General features: G+C 43.6%; 18 protein-coding genes. 1 reads left to right on the top strand and 17 read right to left on the bottom strand.

The window, feature by feature from the left end; translation table 11 throughout:
• Positions 1-5: 5 nt before the first annotated feature.
• From M3152_RS09850 to M3152_RS09905, 12 genes are all read right to left on the bottom strand, one after another.
• Complete coding sequence (locus M3152_RS09850) at positions 6-878, bottom strand: DUF58 domain-containing protein (protein WP_251694951.1); 873 nt, start codon at positions 876-878, stop codon at positions 6-8.
• A complete protein-coding gene (locus M3152_RS09855) occupies positions 878-1,870 on the bottom strand; it encodes an AAA family ATPase (RefSeq protein WP_251694952.1) in 993 nt (330 codons plus the stop codon). The genes M3152_RS09850 and M3152_RS09855 overlap by 1 nt, the downstream gene beginning before the upstream one ends.
• 22 nt (positions 1,871-1,892) lie before the next feature.
• Positions 1,893-3,317 carry a hypothetical protein gene (locus tag M3152_RS09860; protein WP_251694953.1) on the bottom strand — a complete coding sequence of 475 codons (1,425 nt, stop codon included), beginning with the start codon at positions 3,315-3,317 and terminating at the stop codon, positions 1,893-1,895.
• A 13-nt stretch (positions 3,318-3,330) separates the two neighbouring features.
• Positions 3,331-4,182 carry an ABC transporter permease gene (locus M3152_RS09865; RefSeq protein ID WP_251695311.1) on the bottom strand — a complete coding sequence of 284 codons (852 nt, stop codon included), beginning with the start codon at positions 4,180-4,182 and terminating at the stop codon, positions 3,331-3,333.
• Positions 4,179-5,108: an ABC transporter ATP-binding protein gene (locus tag M3152_RS09870; RefSeq protein ID WP_251694954.1), complete on the bottom strand. Its 930-nt coding sequence runs from the start codon at positions 5,106-5,108 to the stop codon at positions 4,179-4,181. Before M3152_RS09870 ends, M3152_RS09865 begins: the two co-directional genes overlap by 4 nt.
• Complete coding sequence (locus M3152_RS09875; protein ID WP_251694955.1) at positions 5,105-7,522, bottom strand: hypothetical protein; 2,418 nt, start codon at positions 7,520-7,522, stop codon at positions 5,105-5,107. Before M3152_RS09875 ends, M3152_RS09870 begins: the two co-directional genes overlap by 4 nt.
• An 80-nt stretch (positions 7,523-7,602) precedes the next feature.
• Positions 7,603-8,493 carry a LysR family transcriptional regulator gene (locus tag M3152_RS09880; protein WP_251694956.1) on the bottom strand — a complete coding sequence of 297 codons (891 nt, stop codon included), beginning with the start codon at positions 8,491-8,493 and terminating at the stop codon, positions 7,603-7,605.
• Positions 8,480-9,967 (bottom strand): MDR family MFS transporter, encoded by a 1,488-nt coding sequence (locus M3152_RS09885; RefSeq protein WP_251694957.1) that lies wholly within the window; start codon positions 9,965-9,967, stop codon positions 8,480-8,482. Before M3152_RS09885 ends, M3152_RS09880 begins: the two co-directional genes overlap by 14 nt.
• An 88-nt stretch (positions 9,968-10,055) precedes the next feature.
• Complete coding sequence (gene cbpB, locus M3152_RS09890; protein WP_251694958.1) at positions 10,056-10,493, bottom strand: cyclic-di-AMP-binding protein CbpB; 438 nt, start codon at positions 10,491-10,493, stop codon at positions 10,056-10,058.
• Positions 10,494-10,610: 117 nt separating this feature from the next.
• Positions 10,611-10,847, bottom strand: coding sequence for a dolichyl-diphosphooligosaccharide--protein glycosyltransferase subunit 2 (locus M3152_RS09895; RefSeq protein ID WP_251694959.1), 237 nt, complete (start codon positions 10,845-10,847; stop codon positions 10,611-10,613).
• A gap of 823 nt (positions 10,848-11,670) precedes the next feature.
• The gene (gene fadH / locus M3152_RS09900) at positions 11,671-12,429 is read right to left on the bottom strand and encodes a 2,4-dienoyl-CoA reductase (protein WP_251694960.1); all 759 of its coding nucleotides are present in this window, start codon (positions 12,427-12,429) and stop codon (positions 11,671-11,673) included.
• Between the two features lie 134 nt (positions 12,430-12,563).
• Positions 12,564-14,270, bottom strand: coding sequence for a putative bifunctional diguanylate cyclase/phosphodiesterase (locus tag M3152_RS09905; RefSeq protein ID WP_251694961.1), 1,707 nt, complete (start codon positions 14,268-14,270; stop codon positions 12,564-12,566).
• 220 nt (positions 14,271-14,490) lie between these two features.
• Between M3152_RS09905 and M3152_RS09910 the strand changes: the two genes are divergently transcribed.
• Positions 14,491-14,952 (top strand): YkyB family protein, encoded by a 462-nt coding sequence (locus M3152_RS09910; protein WP_251694962.1) that lies wholly within the window; start codon positions 14,491-14,493, stop codon positions 14,950-14,952.
• An 82-nt stretch (positions 14,953-15,034) separates the two neighbouring features.
• On the opposite strand, the gene M3152_RS09915 is transcribed toward M3152_RS09910, so the two are convergent.
• The 5 genes from M3152_RS09915 to M3152_RS09935 all read right to left on the bottom strand — a co-directional run bounded on the left by M3152_RS09915 (position 15,035) and on the right by M3152_RS09935 (position 19,579).
• Entirely contained in the window at positions 15,035-15,940 is a 906-nt protein-coding gene (locus M3152_RS09915) for an NAD(P)-dependent oxidoreductase (RefSeq protein WP_285847139.1), read from the bottom strand.
• A gap of 114 nt (positions 15,941-16,054) precedes the next feature.
• Positions 16,055-17,299: a hypothetical protein gene (locus M3152_RS09920; protein ID WP_251694964.1), complete on the bottom strand. Its 1,245-nt coding sequence runs from the start codon at positions 17,297-17,299 to the stop codon at positions 16,055-16,057.
• Positions 17,242-18,450 carry a DUF58 domain-containing protein gene (locus tag M3152_RS09925; RefSeq protein WP_251694965.1) on the bottom strand — a complete coding sequence of 403 codons (1,209 nt, stop codon included), beginning with the start codon at positions 18,448-18,450 and terminating at the stop codon, positions 17,242-17,244. The genes M3152_RS09920 and M3152_RS09925 overlap by 58 nt, the downstream gene beginning before the upstream one ends.
• Complete coding sequence (locus tag M3152_RS09930; RefSeq protein WP_251694966.1) at positions 18,450-19,385, bottom strand: AAA family ATPase; 936 nt, start codon at positions 19,383-19,385, stop codon at positions 18,450-18,452. The genes M3152_RS09925 and M3152_RS09930 overlap by 1 nt, the downstream gene beginning before the upstream one ends.
• Before the next feature lie 23 nt (positions 19,386-19,408).
• Positions 19,409-19,579 carry an aspartyl-phosphate phosphatase Spo0E family protein gene (locus M3152_RS09935; RefSeq protein WP_251694967.1) on the bottom strand — a complete coding sequence of 57 codons (171 nt, stop codon included), beginning with the start codon at positions 19,577-19,579 and terminating at the stop codon, positions 19,409-19,411.
• Positions 19,580-19,749 lie beyond the last annotated feature (170 nt).

A 19,749-nucleotide genomic window follows, 5' to 3' on the forward strand; every position in this document is an offset into this window, starting at 1 on the left:
CCCTCTCAGCGCAACCATCCGGCATGTCTCATCTTTTTTGTAAAACTATCCATCACGCCTTCCGAAACTTCCGTGCGCAAAATCTGGATACCATATTTTCTCGCCAATGCCGTCAGCTCTGCTTCATGTTTCATTTTCTTCTCTTTATACTCTTTGACAATCCTCTGATTCATTGACACTTCAATGACGGATCCGTTTTCCACATCAACAAAGCGTACATCCCCTTCATAAGCGGGAAGCTCCTCCACCGGTGAATGGACTGTAAGTATCCGGATGTCCTTGCAAACCCCGGGCAGTCTTCTGAACAGGCGCTCCCATTTATCCAACTGCTCCAATCCATCAGTAATTATGAAGAGGACAGTCATCGCCTTCGGGACGTGCTTCACCACTTGGTCGGCAAACTCTCCTTCGGCTACAGGTTCTTGTAATTGCGATACGTACTTTGAGAATGAAGCCCGATGCAATGCACCTTTTTTCCGGAAGAAATAATTCCGGCTGGTAGACCATGTGGAAAATGAAACAGTGTCTCCGCTCTTTAGCGCGATATGCCCTAATCCGATTGCCAATTGACGTGCAAAATCCCACTTTCCATCCGTGCCCATCGATCTTGTGGAATCGAGTAATATATGTACCCGCATTTCTTGTTCATCCAAAAATTGCTTGATGAACGGTTTATCCGTACGAGCGAACACATTCCAGTCAATATGACGCAAATCGTCTCCCGGATGATATTCTCTGAAATCCGAAAAATCCAATGATGTTCCCGTCTTACTGGAACGATGTGTCCCTTTATGATGTCCCAACCGTCTTGATCTGGAGATTATGGATAACGCACCTAATCGTTTGGACAATCGGTCGGGGAAGAGGTCCTCTCTCATCAGACTTGCGCTCCTTGACGAATGTCCTCCAGAAAACGATCGATAAGCTTATCAACATCGATCCCTTCCGCTTCCCCTTCATAATTGATGAGGATACGGTGTCTCAACGCCGGTTTGGCAACTGTTTTTATATCCGCAATCGATACATGGAAACGTCCTGCCACCAGTGCCCTTGCCTTTGCCAGACGGATAATGGATTGCAGCCCACGTGGACCGCTTCCATATTGGACATATTGATTCCAATCATCTTCGGAATCCGTTCGATGATGTGTCGCCGATACTAGATCAACCGCATAATCCATCATTTCGTCAGCGATGACAACCGATTTCGCCATTTCTTGTGCTAAAATAATTGTCTCTGTATCCATCACTTTTTTGATAGCAACTGTTTTCGGCCCGGTTGTCCTCAGCATGATTTCCTTCAATTCTTCCTTTGCGGGATAAGGAAGAAGAATCTTGCATAAAAATCGGTCCATTTGCGCTTCAGGCAGTGGATATGTTCCTTCCATCTCAATCGGATTCTGCGTGGCAAGGACGAAGAATGGCCTGGACATCTTCCGGGTTTCGCCAAGTACAGTAACTGTTTTTTCACCCATCGCCTCAAGTAAAGCACTTTGGGTCTTCGGCGTGGCACGGTTGATCTCATCTGCCAATACCATTTGGCTGAAAATCGGTCCTTCTCTGAAAACAAAACGTTGAACCCCTTCCGGATTCCGTTCCAAAATGCTCGTCCCTGTAATATCGGCCGGCATGAGATCCGGTGTAAATTGAATACGGGAAAAAGACAGATCCAAAACTTCAGATATCGTCCGGATCAGCATCGTCTTTCCTAAGCCGGGCAGACCCTCCAACAAGGCATGCCCATCCGCTAAAATAGAATATATGGAGAATTCGACTGCTTCGTGTTGTCCAACAATGAATTTCCCAATTTCTTCCCGTACTTCTGCAAGCCGTGTACTCATTTCTTCAAATTGCTCTGGTGAAAACGACATTTGTACAACTCCCATCCATTAGTCATTCGATTGATGAAAAGTAATCGGAAAGGATCCGCTGTAAATCGGCAGGAAGATTCATTTTATCCGACCCTTTTAAATAGGCGTCTTTATAGCTTCCGACCACTTCTTGATATGGCCGTAATGTTCCTCTTTCAACAAGGCCTTCGCGTTCATTTTCTTCGATGAATTCTCCTTCTCCGAGCTTACCGCCTACAATAGATGGATCATTGGAATTGCCCATTCTATCGGACGGAATTGAAAGTAGGTCGCGTCCCCCTTTGCCAGTTCCTGCTCCTGACCCTTGGCCTTGACCTTGGCCTTGGCCTTGGCCTTGGCCTTGACCCTGACCTTGGCCTTGACCTTGGCCTTGACCTTGGCCCTGACCTTGACCTTGACCTTCTCCTTCGCCTTCGCCCTGACCTTCGCCTTGGCCTTGACCTTCGCCTTGGCCTTCGCCTTCGCCCTGACCTTCGCCTTGGCCTTGACCCTGGCCTTGACCTTGGCTGCCTCCGCCGCCTTGGGACTGTCCAGTACCGGGCTTGGCGTTAGAACCAACTTGACCATTGCTTGTTGCAGGAGTATTTCCGGCACTAGCCAAAGCCGGCAACGAAGGGGCTTTACCGATTTTATTCAATGCACTTTGCGCTTTTCCTGCTTGCTGTGCGAGTTGGTCAACAAGCGATTTAAGTTCTTCGAGCTCCATTTCCTCGGACTCACTTAAACCGTCTTTTGAAGCATTCTTCTTTTCGGTCAATCTATGTTCTTTCAACTTGAATTCCTTTTGCTTCTTAACCAATTCTCTTAATGTTTCTTCGCTCGTTTTTGTCTCTTTCAGTTTCTCCGCAAGTTCCGCTAACTCTTTTTTCTGCTCAGGATCTTTTTCCTTCTTCATCAAATCCGTTACTTCCTTCTTCAGTTCCTGGATAATTTCCTTTTCCTTGGCAACAGCTTTCGCTTCTTGTTGTGCTTCGGAAGGAAAAACGATTAAGAAGACGGAACATGTGAGCAAAATTAGAAAACCTGTCAGCATTTTTCCATTCACATATTTTTTATCTCGTTTCTTGAATTGCGGATAAGCACTCACCATCGCGCTTTCCGCCCGCTTCACAATCGCTTGCGCAAAGTCTGAATGCTGAACGCGATCATCTAAAGCGGTGACGAGTAAATTATCCGGTACATAATGGTCAAGCTTCCAAACAGCCTCTTCTCGGCGGACGTTCTTTAGGAAGAGTACGACGAGCGATGCAATTAGAGCAATGACGGCGATCCAAAAGGCAATCCATTCATAATGAGGCAATATGAACAATCGGGAAGCGGTCAGGAACAATGTGAATAACAAAGTAGTCATGAACAGCCCTGTTTGCAGCATATGGACAGATCGCTCAATACGCAATGATGCGAGAGCTTTTCCGACATATCGATGTAATGCTGATTTCTTTTCCATATGCCTCACCCCATCATTTTAATCGTTTCATATTAACACGTAGTTTTTTCACAGCAATGAAAAGAGCCATTACAGTAATGATTCCGTAGAAAATCAAATAGCCCGCCCAGATTGGAAAATCGATTTTCGTCATTTCGCTGATCGACCGGTTCAGCTCGGGCGATAGAAATGTCGCGAATAACACCGCTGGATTAATGGAAGCCAATATTTGTCCCAGATATGATGGCGATGTCACCGGGGTCCCCATCTGATTAAATGCTTTCATTTGTATGACGATAATGAATAGAAACCCGGTCACTACCGACAAGAATAGCATTGTACCGTATGTTGCAATCATTGAGACAACTGTCCTTCGGATCAAAGTTGAAAACATGACGCCAATGCTGCCAATAGCAAGTAATGTAACAAAGAGGAACAGGAAGATCTTCACGAAATCTCCTGGTGATATTCCACCAAATAAGAAGACCAAACTGTAAACCGGAAGTCCTGCTACGATGAGCAACAGTAGAAAAGCCACCGAAGAAAGCATCTTACCGGAAATGATCTGAAAAGAGCTTTGCGATGTCGTCAATAAAATCGGCAATGTCTGTTTCTCCCTTTCCGAACTGATTGAACCAGCCGTCAATCCTGGAGCTGTAAACAATACAAGTCCTAGCTGGATGTAAGAGAGGAAGGCGAATAAGACAAAGCTTTGACTTGGCCTGAAATAGGAAGTCCCCGTCAAATTGACCGTCAGAAAAATATAACCGAAGACAAAAATGCACATTGCCAACAGAAAGAAGAGGATCCCATTGAAACCTTTGAATGAGCGGAATCTGAGCTTCAACTCTTTAAAAAGAACCGGATTAGTAAAATTCATCTTCAGTCGGCCCCTTTCGTTATTTCCATAAAGACATCTTCCAAGTTCGTGACATGCTCCTTGAAGGAAAGGATCGGCAAATCACTAAGTATTGCTTGTTTCAGCATATCAATCTGCTCCGCTTCCTCACCTCTATAGATGAAGGAAACCCCTTCATCTCCTTCGAGCTTTTCAATCGAAGTGACAAAAGGCTGTTCTTCGAAAAACGAGATAGCTTCCGCGGATTGCGACGCTAAACGGACGGTTATCGTTTTTTCGCCTTGCAGTTTTTTCTGGATGTCTGCAACAGAACCATGGGCTATCAGTTTGCCATTGTCAATGACACCGATTTCATCACACATCTCCGCCAATTCAGGCAAAATATGTGAAGATATCAAAATCGTCTTTCCCATGCCTTTAAGCGTTTTTAAAATGTCGCGCATTTCAATTCGTGCCCTAGGATCCAACCCAGATGCCGGTTCATCCAAAATGAGCACTTTCGGATCGTGGATGAGGCATCTGGCCAAACATAATCTTTGCTTCATCCCCCGGGATAGTAGGTCGACATATGAATCTCTTTTATGCGATAGATTCACTAATTCCAATAACTGCGGAATGAGTTTCTTCCTTTCTTCTTCCGGAATTCCGTAGCTTGCGCCATAAAAATCGAGGTATTCATCAGCCTTCAACTGATCATACACTCCAAAAAAGTCCGGCATATAGCCGATCAGTTTACGAATGTCAGCAGGTTTTTCCCGCACGCTTACCCCGTTAATCATCACATCGCCTGAAGTCGGCTGCAACAACGTGGAAACGATGAGGAAAGTCGTGGATTTACCGGCACCATTGGCACCGACAAATCCGAAGACAGTTCCTTCATCTAATGTTAAATTCAAATCATCAAGGGCGGTGAATTGACCATATTTCTTCGTCAAACCTTTAATCTCAATCATTTCTTCACCTCGCCATGCAACTGGATAGTAGGCGGTTGCCCTTCATTGCCGTGTTGCTTATTAATAAACTCCATCTTGAATGTTACTTTTCCATCCGCCGTTATATAGTCATCAATTGAATCCAATGTCAATTTCCTTTCGGATTCAAGCGCATCATACGTTTGTGTTTTGACATTCCAAACTTGCAGTGTGTATAACTGCTTTTGTATTTTCGAAATGTCAATTGATTTCCAAACGGATACCTTTTGCACTAGATCCTCGGGAACTTGCCACGTTTGGATATACGTATCTTCGTCAAAATAATACGTATTCGCCGCATACCCGACAGGATGAGCCTGTATGTTATTTGCCTCGGAAATGAGATTCATCGTCATCATTTCAGGGTCTACTGTAAAGCTTCCGCTAAACTCGACTTTCGGTGTGAACGCCTGCGAAAGCAATGTTAACGAATCTGTCGCCGCCTTTGTTTTTGCGAGTTCGATCGGCACGAGTTTTGTATCCGTATAGCCAATAAGTCCGGGCTTCGGATCGTTGCTCATGAACTCACCTGAGAACGTAATAAGACTGTCTTTTCTCATTTTTGTCAGATCATCGGTCGTTGCAGGCATTTGCCCCATATGCATCGAGTTGGAAGAACGTTTTCGAACCAATGTCGAGGTCTTCAACGTTTCATTAACCTTCATTGTTTCGCCAGGACCCAGATCACCGATTTTTATTCTGCTCGTTCCGGACCAGATAGCAATGTCGTTCACTGGAAACGGAAAATTGTTTGTAATTTCACCTGTCAGCTGTTTGTCTTTCACTGTCAAATCAATATCGAATTTTCCGACTTCCTCTAATGTTGTTTGTCCGTAAACTGTCGCAACATCCCAATAGCCGATATCACGAAGATGCAAATTCGTACCGGAAGCATTTCTCTCAAGAATTGCCCGCTTATGCGAATTGGCTCCCATTGAAGAAGGTCCGAATAGCCCCATGGAGTAAGGAGTGTAGGTCGACATTGTCGTTTCTTTCGGTGCTGAAAAAATAAAATCGTCCGCTTTGTTCGTCAAGATCGACTCAACGAAATAGCCGGTCAATCTTCCGTCCTGCTCAACATCGAATATTGATGTTTGTTGGAGTTGTGCCTGCCCAATCCGATCACGCGCCCCATAGGCGAAAATGAAAACGGAGACTCCAACGGATATCGCCGGAATAATCCACCAGGCATGTTCTCGCTTGTCTTTCCTCTTTAAAACGATATATAAGACCGGAATGATGATAATAATATAGAAGATGATCACACCAAATAGGAATGGTGCAGAAACTTTAAATGATGGAAATAGTTCATTCGAATTCCCTATAGTCCACCGCAATGATTCCATCGGATCGTTATAATACGGCATCATGCTGCCGGCAATCACTGCTTGACTTGACGTATCAAGTAAATTTTTCCACACTGCTGCAGCTCCATGCATTTTTGAGAAAGGCTCATCCCCAATAGAAAATGCCGTTTGCATAACAAGCCCTTTGCCTAGCGGTTTGGAAGCGGCTAGAATGTCCGACCCCTTAGAATATACGGCTTTCGAATCGGGATTCAAAGCAGCTGAAGCTATCGTGATTTCTTTATCAAAATCCTCTCTTGACGTCCACTCATTGAAAGCTTCCGGGCTAATTGTCTTCGTTCCATTTAGCGTCAATGGCAAATGCTCTGCAAAGATACCAGACTCCGCCGCAAGATGATCTGAACCTCCGAAAATGATGATGCCGCCCGAGCGGACCCAGTTCAGAATCGCTTCCTGCTCAACTGCTGACATGTCTGCTATGGGATATTCGTCCACGATAATTATATCTGTCGGTCCCCATCCTGCCGCTTCTTCCGGTAGCTTCAACGCTGCGATTTTAGAAGCATCAATCATTTGTGTGCTAGGAAAGTTAGTTAGGCGCATCCCCTTCAAAGCGGACAAACGATCGATGTTGTCAGTGAAAGCAGTCATGATTTTTGTATCGTCGTGATACATCGCAACTGTAATCTGCTGGGTTCCTTTATGGTCGATCTCCTTGCCTTTTCTCCATCCACCTTCATAAAAAAAGATAGATTTCGCATTCATTCCATACATATTGAAATCGAACATTTTTTGATTGATAAATGTAACGGTTTTTGTTTCTCCCGCCTGGATATCCACTGGAAAAACTTCCCCTACTCCAGATTCATATGACTGCTGTGTATCTATGACCATATCGCCGGTGAATGCGGTCGTACCGTTATTTTCGACTTCGACCGTAATCGGCGCTCCTTTGCCGTATTTCGCTTTTCCATCAAATCCCGCAGTCACCTTCACTTTAAGTTCAGGTGCAGCGGATGCATGGATTTCCGGCACGAATAAGCAAAAAGCTACTATGGCGAGTATGATTCCCCACTGTTTCTTCCACATATTGCAACCCCCAATTGGACACCGCCAATATTCTGTATACCTTCTCTAATTAGTACGTAGCAAAATTAGGAAAGTTCCTTTTACTTCAATTCTTTTCTTAATTTTTCGGCATGTGCATCAAGTACTTCCATAAAGGCACTCACTTGTTTCAGTTCAAAAGTGGAATCATAGCCGATCAACCAAGTATCTCTCGTCAATTCGAATTCTTCCTCGCTATTCAGTAAAGGAATTTTATTCACTTTTTCGTCTCCCGTCAGTGTAATGGAAGGCAAAATTGCATAGCCTATTCCATTTAACGCCAACTGTTTGCATGTTTCAATCTGATCGACGGTAATTTGTCTTCTCGGATACTGTGAAAAATGACGCTGCCACCATCGTTGGATTTCCATATAATAGTTGGAGTCACTTTTAAACTGAATGAACGGCCGCTTTGTTTCCACCAATTCATTAATTGATGTAATCTCTTGATCGACCAAGTAGAGGCGGTCCCTGAACAAATAGGTCTTCCTACTCTTCCAGTCCACCTGCCCTCTCACAATCCCGACATGAGCTTCCCCTTCATAGAGTGCTTTCACAATTTCCGAGCTCCAGCCCGTCATCAGGGAAATTTTCGCATCTGGATACTTGCTGACAAATTCTTTTAACACTTGTGGCAGCCATGTTTGCCCGACGATGGAAGCACAGGCAATTTTAAGGGTACCGTGCACTTTATCCGCCAGAGAAGCGATCATCTCCGCGGTTTCCTCTCTCTTTTGGATCGTCTCTCTTGCGAAAGCGATCACAAGCTCACCCGCCGGAGTCGGCTCCAACCCTTTTTGAGAACGTACAAACAGCATCGTTCCCCAATCTTTCTCTATCGTCTGCAGGCGTTGGGACAAGGCTGGCTGAGATAGAAAAAGACGTTCAGCCGCTTTACGCATATTGCCTTCTTCCGCCAAGGCTTTAATGATTTCCAACTCAGTTGTCGTCATGAAGAACCACCTTTCCCCTCGGTATCCGCAATATGAGCAGCAGGCTAATAACTGCAAAAATCAGCACAGCCACATACACCCATTGTAGAGACCCATCCAGCGCTTGCTGTAAAATATTCATCTTTGAATTGGGTACTGTCGACCTTGACTCTTCCGTCAATAAAAGATTAATATCATTCACTTCATAATCTAGATTTTTCCCTCGGAACGTCGACATCAATGATCCATTCAAAACTGCTCCAAAAATGGCCGCTCCAACCGTATTTCCGAAATTGCGCATGAACATGTTCGCCGCTGTTGCAGATCCCCTTTGTTCACGGCTGACAGCCCCTTGGATTGTTACGATGAAGGATGTGCTCGTCAAGCCCATTCCGACACCTACGAAAAAGCTTGAAAATGCTGCCCATAAAGGACCTGATTCGCCAGTCATCCAAACAAACATGAGTGAACCTATCACAAGGGAGATGCCACCCGCAAACGAAACCGTGAAAGTGCCGAACCTGATCAACAAATGTCCAGCGACGGAAGATGCGATCGGCCACCCGATCGACATGGCGGTCAATGTGAACCCTGCAATCATTGCAGACTGTTCCATGACGCCAGTTACATAGGTGGGCAGGTACGAGGACACACCAATCAGAATTACACCCGTAGTCAATGAAACAAGATTGGCATACAGAATAACCGGGTTCTTCCAAATGGAGAAGGGCATCATCGGATCTTCCGCCTTCCTTTCGGTCCATATGAAGAATGTAAAGAGCCCAGCACCTAAAATAATAAGGAGAAGGCTTGTTGACGATGACCTTCCAAAGGATTGTCCGCCTTCAACAAGCCAAAATAGGATGATCGATAGCGAAGTCGTCAATAATGCGGCTCCCTTAATATCAATTGCCACTTTTCTTTCCGTAGCCGGTTCTTGAAGGAAGAAGTAAATTCCCACCATTGCCAATAAACCTAACGGTACATTGACCCAAAACACATATTTCCAATCCCAATATTGGACAATCAAACCTCCAATTACCGGGCCTGACACTGCTGATATGCCCCACACACTCGATAAATACCCTTGGATTTTGGCGCGTTCCTCAGTGGAGTAAATATCCCCGACAATGGTTGTCGCTATCGGCATAACAGCACCCGCTCCCAAGCCTTGGATCAATCTGAAAACAATGAGCATTTCCATCGATGTAGCGAATCCGCATAGTATTGAACCGAATAAGAAGATAGATAAGCCTACGAAGAATATCGGTTTTCTGCCAAACAGGTCAGCTAACTTTCCATAAATAAGAACGGTAACAGTACTCATAAGCAAATAGGCGGAAAAAATCCAACTATATCTCGAAAAGCCTCCAAGCTCTCCTGCAATGGCAGGCATTGCCGTTGAAACAATTGTTGCCTCAACAGCACCAACGAACATCGCCAACATTACGGATATGAGGACGAGCGGACGGTTGGTCTTTTTATGTACTTTCATTTACATTCCCCTTTCCACCAAAAAAGCTGATAAATAGGAAAAGGCCCCCTATTGGAGCCTTCTATTCAAGGATAAATCCTTGGAAAAATTACTTCATGTAGAGATATTTTTTGAATTCTTTCAACATAACTCTTCTCGTAAGTATACCCGCAAATGTGCCGTCTTCTTCAGTGACACATAGGAATGTGTGATTAATGAGTAAATCCAACCCTTTTTGGAATTTATCAGTTGTTTTAATAGCTGGGATGTCAGTTTGCATAATTTGATCTACTTTCAGATCTGCCAGCTTTTCATATTCGATTCGTTCTAATCCCAATATGGAATCTGTGATCATCCCAATCCCTAGAAGTCCCCTTAGATGGTTCTTTACATCAATGACAGGTATTGCAGAATAACCGGTTTTCGTCAGGACGAGAAGGGCGTGTTCCGCGTTGTTGCCGACCTGCACACATGCCACTTTTTCAGCAGGAATCAAATAATCGGCAATCGGCACCTGAAGAAAATCCCTGTTATTTACAGAAATCATTAAAAATCGCTCCTTCTGATCATAAGCTGTCATAACAATTCTACAACCCTATCATACCATAAGAGTCAGTGAACATCCCATCGAATTATGAAAAATGTTCCATTAGAAAACCTCTTCCTATATGGAAGAGGCCCAGTAATAGAAAATGACAAACAGTATAAAAATCGCCGCCACTCCGATGACCCAGATAATCGGGTTTAATGAGAACGGATGGTCTTCCACCGCTTCCTCTATTCTATGGTCCTGCGGATCAAACGACGTTGCAGCTATTGCATCCCATTTACTGACGGCTTTCCATCCGATGACGCCGATAATAACAAAGACAATCCCTAACGGAATAATCCATATAGCCATATGGATAAAACCCTCCCTATGCATGAATTGGGATTAGGATGTACAGGTTAGAGAGAATGATACTGAAGAATACTTATTTCCGTTTCATGCGAACTTTTCCACCTGTCGTCAAGTATTTTACTTTTTTTGCTTTTTTAATGAATTAGAGGTGCAGATCTACCGATATTCTGTTGCTTTCCGTTCCGGCGCTCGCTTTCCGCGGGCACGGCTTGAGCCAATCGAACAGCGAAGGGTTCGCTTTGCCGTATTTCCATGATCTTTGCGGAAATTAAGGCATCCGCCCTAGAGAAGGCCCATGCTCCCAACGCTTTGCTTTTGGTCGCAGATGCCGTTCTCCGTAACGGCATGTGCTATTCCCGCAGGAGTCGAGCGCCTGCACTCCAAGCAACAGGTGCGGCTAAGTAATTAGAAATGAATATGAAAAGCAGTCATATTTTTTTATCGGTTTTTTTATTGAAAACCATTAGTTCGATAAGAAATATTATTTTTGATTATAAAAAGAGAAACAACTTTCCGGGATGTTTTTCGATTGGAGCGGAAGGCGGCGACTCCTGGGGGATCAGCGAAAGCCGTTACGAAGAACGGTTTTTGCGAGTAAAAGTGTAGCGTTACGAGCAGGAAGGCCAAAACGGATGCCTTAATTTCTGCAAAAAAACGCAGAAATTAAGGCAAATCGAACCCTTCGCTGTTCGATTGGCTCACCGCCCGCCCCCCCCGGAAAGCGTCCGCCTGAAGCGGAAATCGATGGTTGCAATATGCTTGAAGATCCGATCAAGTCATTCAACACACAAAAAGCCTGACAATAGTGCCAGGCTTTTTGCAATTAGAACGGATACTGATTCAACCACTGTCCGCCGTCTAGTGTGACGATTTCACCGTTCATGTAGGAGGCTTTGTCGGACATGATGAACGCGGCTAGTTCGGCGATTTCTTCCGGTTTGCCTACACGTCCTAGTGGAACTGAATTGATAGTTCTTTTCACCGCATCTTCAGATTGGAATAAGCGTTCCGCTCCACCTGTACGCTCGATAGGACCAGGTGCAATTCCATTCACCCTGAAACCGAATTTCCGTCCCCATTCCACTGCAAGCGTGCGAGTCAACGACATGACGCCCGCCTTTGCAGCAGCCGAATGGACAACTCCCGGACCCGCATCCCATGCATATGTTGCAAGCATGTTCAAAATAGCCCCTTTTTGCCCTTTTTTAATCCAGTAATTGCCGACTGCACTTGTACAATAGAAGGTTCCGTTCAGTACGATGTCAATGACTGATTTCCATCCATTCGGAGAAAGTTCTTCCGCATGGACTAGAAAGTTTCCGGCGGCATTGTTTACAAGTCCATCGATTCTCCCGAATTTTCCTTCCGCAAACTCCACCATGCCTTGTACGTTTTCAATGTTGCGAACGTCCATTTGATAAGTATGTGCACGGTCCCCAATTTCTTTCCGCGCATCTTCCAATCTGTCTTCGTCCCGTCCTGTGATGATGACTTGTGCGCCTTCATCGGCAAATCTCTTTGCCATATATTTCCCCATTCCGCTTGATCCACCCGTTACAATAATCACTTTGTCCGTAAACATATAATCCCCCATTTCTTATGAATGAATATTCACTCATAATTGTAACATAGCATTCTATCGGACGACTACTCAATATAAAAAAGACTTTCTTCTAACAGGCAAATGCCTGCGTTAAAAGAAAGTCTTCTCACACCTTACGCAAAATACTTTTCCACGATTTCCGAGGCCGGAACTGCTTTGCTAAATAAAAAACCTTGTGCTTTATGACAATCAGCCTCTTTTAAAATTTTCGCCTGCAAATCCTTTTCAACGCCTTCAGCAATGACTTGCATGCCTAGGTTGTGGGCTAGATTAATGATTGTTTTGGCAATCGCTTCATTCTTTTCATCCAATTCTATGTCTTTGATAAACGAGCGATCAATTTTAATGATATCAATTGGATATTGCTTTAAATAACTGAGTGAAGAATAACCAGTTCCGAAGTCATCGACTGAAATCGTTACACCGATCTGCTTCAATTTTTGCAAGGTTGAAAGCGTATCCTTCATATTCATCAAGGCAGACTCAGTAATCTCCACTTCGAATGAGGATGGATGGATCCCATGCTTCTCAATGATTTGTTTTGCTTTCTCAGCAAATTCTCCGACTTGAAATTGCTTAGGAGATATATTCACTGCAATTCGGACAGGTCGGAACTGCTTATCTTGCCATTCCTTTAACTGTGCACATACAACTTCCAACACCCAATCACCGATTGAATGGATCAGACCCGATTCTTCTGCCAGCGGAATGAACTGGGCTGGTGAAACGAAACCGAATTTCCGATTATTCCATCGTAACAGCGCTTCGAAGCTGTCGATTTCACCCGTTTTCAAATTCACTTGCGGCTGATAGTGGAGTTCCAGCTCATTAAATTCGATAGCTCGGCGCAAATGGGCTTCCATTAATGCCGTATCAGTGAAAGCCGTATTCATCTCTTCCCGGTAAAAACGATAATGGGAACGACCACGCTCTTTTACGAACCTAACGGCTTGCTCGGCTTTTTGAAGCAGTTCCTCCAATTCCGTTCCGTCCTCAGGATAGACCGATATGCCGATTGAAGACGAAAGGAAATATTCCTGATGATTAAAATAGAATGGCTTCGTGAAATCACTCATGATCTTCTGTGTGAGCTTCTCTGTTTTTTCGATTGAGTGGTTTTGCAGCAGGATGATATATTCATCTCCGCCATTTCTATATAGTTTTCCCCCTTTAGGAGTAACTAGTTTAATGCGATCTGCAATCATTTTCAGAATTTCGTCAGCGCCGTTTCTACCGATTGAATCGTTGATTGTATTGAAACGATCCAAATCCAAATGGATTAATGAAAGTTGTTCATCACTTCGAAAGGCATATTCAGCGTCAGCATCAAAATGCTCTTTCAATGCACGTCTGTTCCATAAACCCGTCAATTGATCATGATAGGAAAGGAATAATAATCTCTCATTGTTTTTGTGGTGAAAGGAAGTATCTCTCAAAATCAAATGGATTTCCTTTATATCTCCACGTATAGCAACAGGGATTGTCTTGACATATGTTGATAAATATTTGCCCCTCTTATGAAAGAACTTGATTCCTTCCATTTCAATAGACTCGCCGGAAAACGCTCGTGTTAGAAAGTCATTAAACTCTTTGTTTTTATCTTCGCCGATCAAATCGAGAATGGCACGACCCGTCAATTCTTTTAATCGGTAACCGAACGCTTTATGGACAGCGATATTCGCATATAAAATACGTCCACTCAAATTAATTGTAATAATCGGGTCCAAGTTATGATCGATGACAGACTTGTACTTATGTTCAAATTCCAATCTTTTGTTGCGTTCCATCATCAATTCATCCCGCAGTCTGTTATTGTCCATGAATGCCTCCATGCATGTCGCTGCTCCTATGTACAATAATTTTGTTTATAGACGCCGAAACAGATTTTTCTACTTTATTTTACAAGTATACCTTTATATTCGACAAAAAAATAGCCGTTCGCAAAAATTTCGGTTTTCTTATTCAAATTGCTTTTAAAATTTTTTAAGAAGCAGTATGATAGGGTTGAATGGAATTTATATCGTAAAGAGGGGGAATCAATTGAAAAAAGAAGAAACGGTGCGTCAACTTGCCATTGCAATTTATACTGTAAACAGGCATGCGAAAACAGCAACGAATAATCGTGAACTTTATACATTAAAAAACAAAGCGATCCAAAGGCTGTTGCAGTCGGGCGACGCAAATAAAATCGGCTTGCATTTTGTCGACAATCCTCAGCTTAGCCAACAAAGCTCCACTGTGCTCGTAAAGTGCAGCGATTTCCTCTTTCATACCTTACCGGAAAAAGACGACTTCACGTCCCTTCCCCATTTAGGCGCACAAGACCAAACTTTCCGTAATCCACAAGAGCGAATGAATTTAAAAACTGCTAAGGAATTATTGATCGATTTTCTCGGGGAGCAAATTGCACCAAAGAGTGCCAAGAAAAAAACGTTCATCCCAAAACGTCCTAAAGTATCAAACACACAATCGTTCAGATCATCCTACTTGGATGGAAAATAATTAGCGGGCTGTTCCGGCAATCAGATCGATTGATTTGCTGAACAGCCCCTTTTTACTCGCTACTCACGCAGAAGGAGATGCTTTACGTTCGTCTATATTGTTTGTATAAAACCTGCGTTCCTTTTTCACCGTATCCTTCTTCAACAAGCTCGCTGTACATTTCCTTCGCCAATTGCAGTCCAGGTAAAGGCAAGCTCATTTGCTCCGCTTCCGCCAAAGCGATATTCATATCCTTCAGGAAATGCTTAACGTAAAAACCTGGTTCGAAATCCCCTTTGATCATCCGTGGCGCCAAGTTTGAAAGTGACCATGATCCTGCAGCGCCCGAAGAAATGGATTGAAGGACCGTCTCTGCATCGAGTCCAGCTTCCTTCCCATACGCAATCGCTTCGCATACCCCGATCATGTTTGTCGCAATGGCGATCTGGTTGCACATTTTCGTATGTTGACCAGCACCAGCTTCCCCTTGATAGACAATCTGCTTTCCGAATACTTGCAAGAGAGGAAGAACTTCTTTGAACGTCTGTTCATTCCCTCCGCACATAATGGAGAGTGTTCCGTTTTGTGCGCCTACATCTCCGCCAGAAACTGGTGCGTCAATTGAAGATATCCCTTTCTTTTCAGCTTCAACAGCAATCCGTTTTGCTAATGCAGGACTGGATGTCGTCATGTCTATGAGAACCATCCCTTCTCTGGCATTCTCTATAATCCCATCAGCAGAATAATAGACCTCCTCCACATCGGATGGATATCCGACCATCGTCAAAACGACATCCGCGGTTGCAGTCGCTTGTCCCGCAGTTTCAGCCCATTGTGCGCCATGCGTAATCAGCGCTTCCGCTTTTTCCTTAGTGCGGGTGAATACGGTCACATCGTACTCTGCATTCAATAAATGCTTGACGATGCTACTGCCCATGACCCCTGTTCCGATAAATGCAATCTTCTTTTTCCCCATATTAATCCCTCCATTTTTGTTCGCAATATTCATTATAAGCGTTTTGGACAAAAAAAGGAGGACAGATCCTGTAAAGGGTCTGTCCTCAAAAGGGGGAAATGAGAATGTTGCTGTGTTCAATTATAATGTCCCCCGTTTCAAAACTTCTTAAACCTCTTTTTCAAAAAAAGTTTTTTTAATGTGTTCAATCTCTTGGATGAATGTTGAATGCTCCTTTTCTGAAGGAGTGCGAGATCCATAACGAACGTCATTATAAATCGATAAAATTAAATCATTCTGCTTCCAACCCATACGCGAAAACCATTCTTTCACAGTTTCACCATGCATGCGGCTGAAATTGTGTTTTTGCGCTTCTTTCTCGAATTGGAGGAAGGTTTCCCGCACTTCATCCCGTGCAGATGAGTAGTCATACAACAACTGACGTTGCTCTTCGGGTTTTGCTTTTCTACCTTTAAATGAAAAGGAGTAGTTTTCTAATCTTTCCACATCACGTTTCTTCCCTTTTCGCATTATGAGAAGAATAGCGATACTAATCAGTATGACAAATGCTACTGCCAATGAAGTGTATTCAAATATGGAAGATGAGGCACCATAAGTCTCCAATTCCCCCTGCAATTCAAAGTCAACGAATCCGCTTTCGGGTTCCACTAAATTTTCTTCGATGAACTTTTCTGCGCCTGATTTGAAATACTCAATGATAGGCTCCATCGTTTTTCCGAAAAGGGTCAGCACTCCTCCGAAGAGAAAGCCTGCTACACTAATCATACCTCTTCTCACAGGGTCTAAAGTAAATAAGACGACAACATATACAAGTGACCCCAATCCGATAATATAACCGAAAACCCTGCCCGCTTCCCTCACCTTGAAATTGCCTAATTGCCTGCTGTTCACGGTAACTGAAATCATCCGTATGAAAAAATAAAGGAAGGAGGTAACGAGGAACAGGATAATCTGTTGTCTCATCAGAACTTCGGGACTATAATAGGCGAAAAGCAATCGTGCCAGGAAAAACAGAAAGACAAAAACAAGTGTGTTTACAGTCAAAAATGGCCACCCTTGAATTCTGGATCCATTGAAATTCGCTTGGATTCTCCACAATACATAAACAAAGAAAATTAGCATATTCATCAGCGGCGCATTGAAAAGAAGAATCGGGGCCGTAACAACCAGTGCCAAACCTGCGCCGTATCCAAGCGAATAGTCCCGATTATAAAACAGGAAAAAGGAAATGATTCCTCCGATGATTGATATGAACAGCCATACATAAGGCATGATGGAACCGGTTTCCCCTAAAAAGAAAATGAATAGATAGGATAGGAGGAACATTTCGACAATTAGGCGTTCAGATAAGTTGAATCGGTTCCGGTCTTTTTCATATGTTGATTGTCCCAAATCCTTTCATTCCTTTCATGAGAATTGTCCAAGATGACTTCATAGCGTTTAATCCATTGTTTTGCAAGAGCTTTGACACGGTCATTTTCATGACTGATCAAAACGACGGTCTGCGGAAGCTGCCCATGACTTTCCATATGCCGAAGCATTTCCTCGAAAGGCAATTTTGCATGCTTATCCGATATTTTCGCAAGCATGACCATCACTTTTTGAAATTGCACTTTACCCGATCCGCTCGGCAGTAATAAATAAGGTTTCGCTCCAAAACTTCGAATATTAATCGCTACTGAATAAGGAATATCATTCTTCATGCAGTAATCCGCATACGAAACGAGGCGCTCCACCTTTTTTTCAAAGTCCAAAAAGCCTCTGTCCTTTTCAATCGCGTTCATCATTAAAACGACACTTTGCGAGCTGACAGGCAGAAATTCCTTTGTTTGCAGCTTCTGCATCCGGGCACTTGCTGTCCAATGGATATGATCAAAACGATCTGTCGGAATGTATTCCCTTGTGCCGATCGGTTGGAATTCATCCTGGAATAGTGATTGCTTCAGTTCGGTTTCGCCCGGTTTATAAGGTGATGATTTTAATTCCCTGCCAAGCGATGTCACCCTAGGGTACACTAAACTTTGATAATATATCGGTTCATTTAGCTCCATATGGACAAATCCGTCTCCGAATAAATGCGGGATTTCCAACATAACCCTTGTCACTCTAGACAAGCCCCTCTTTTTTCCTTCCAGGGGGATACGGATTTCCACTTTTTTATTCCCGCCTATTGCAAAAGGGACTGTTAAATCATATATTCCGCTGTAGTGTCTCTTGTTATCCGAACTTGGCGCAACCGCGTCTTCCAAGGAAATAGTTAACGTCCCATTCCATATTGGTACTGTTCCATTTTCGAACTCTAAGACGAGCTCTTCCCTTTCGCCAATCAGAATCCGTTTCTGCTTTGCTCTAAATGTAACTGAGAGGTGCTGTCCAACCTTCGAAAAATAAATATTCTGGAAGGCGAGCATTGCAAATACTGCTGCAAAACATGCGGCAAGCCAAACTTGTAAATAAATGAAGGCAAAAATGAAGAAAACTCCAGTGATCGCCATCCCTTGGTGAATCGATCTGAACCCATGTTCATAGCGTATCCACTTCATTAGACTGTCGCCTCAAGTGGTGCTGTAATGGAATTCATGATTTCTTGAAGCACTTCTTCGATCGTCTTTGTCAATACCCCTTCCGTCGAAAGTTCCATCCGGTGTAATGCGGCTGGTGGAAGGATGTATTTGACATCATCCGGAGTAACGTAATCCCTGCCTTCTATATATGCTTTCGTCCTGGCAGCCTGAAGAATTGCAAGAGCCGCACGGGAACTTAAGCCAAGCTCCAGGAAAGGATGCTCTCTCGTTGCACGTACGATTTTCAATATATACTTTTCGACATCTGTATGGACTGTCACTTCTGCGGCATCAGCAGACCATGTTCTGACCGTCCTCGCATCGATGATAGCATTCGTCCTGATCTGTCCAGGGTTCTTGCCGTATTGCCGCAGTATATCATGCTCCTCTTCAAACGATGGATAATCGATGTTCAACTTAAACAAAAATCGATCCAGCTGGGCCGCCGGCAAAGGAAATGTCCCTTGCTGCGATTCAATTGGATTCTGTGTCGCAATGACCATGAACGGCATCGGCAAGGAAAGCGTTTCACCGTCGATTGTCACTTGCCTTTCTTCCATCGACTCCAAAAGGCTTGATTGTGTCCGGGGGGTCGCCCTATTTATTTCATCCGCCAATAATATGTTTGTCGAGACCGGGCCGGCCTTCAGGATAAATTCCTGCGACTGGGGATTAAAATAGCGGATGCCAGTCACATCCGATGGCAATACATCCGGAGTAAATTGCACACGCTTAAAATCCCCTTTAAAAGCGTTAGCAAAGCTCTTAGCCATCATTGTTTTACCGGAACCTGGAACACTCTCCAGTAAAACATGTCCCTGTTGTAAAAGTGCGATAAGCATTAAATCGAATTCTTTCTCTCTGCCAATTACCGCTTGGTTCAATTCTTTTCGGAAGTCCTTAATCGTTACCATTACTACCCCACCCTTTCTAGTCTCTATCCATTCCTTAGTCCAGGCATTTCTTCCAGGGAATTATATTCATTGATCAATCTATCGAGCATTTCGCTTATAAGTAATGTATCAATTGAAGATAAGCCTTTTATGCCCGCTACGGTAATCAATTCCTTGCGCGTCGTCTCAATTTGAGCTTCCAGTAAATGTTTCACACGCAATACCTCCCGAGTGTAGATATACCTGAATAATAATTATACACGACTTTAGAGAAAACAAGTATCTCAATTTAAGATATTTTACAATAGAATGAAACTTCAATTAACAACAGGTTCTACTACCCTCAGTTTATGCAGAATAAATGAAAATACTTTTTTAGAATGAA

The organism is Sporosarcina luteola (genome assembly GCF_023715245.1).
Taxonomy (GTDB): Bacteria; Bacillota; Bacilli; order Bacillales_A; family Planococcaceae; genus Sporosarcina; species Sporosarcina luteola_C.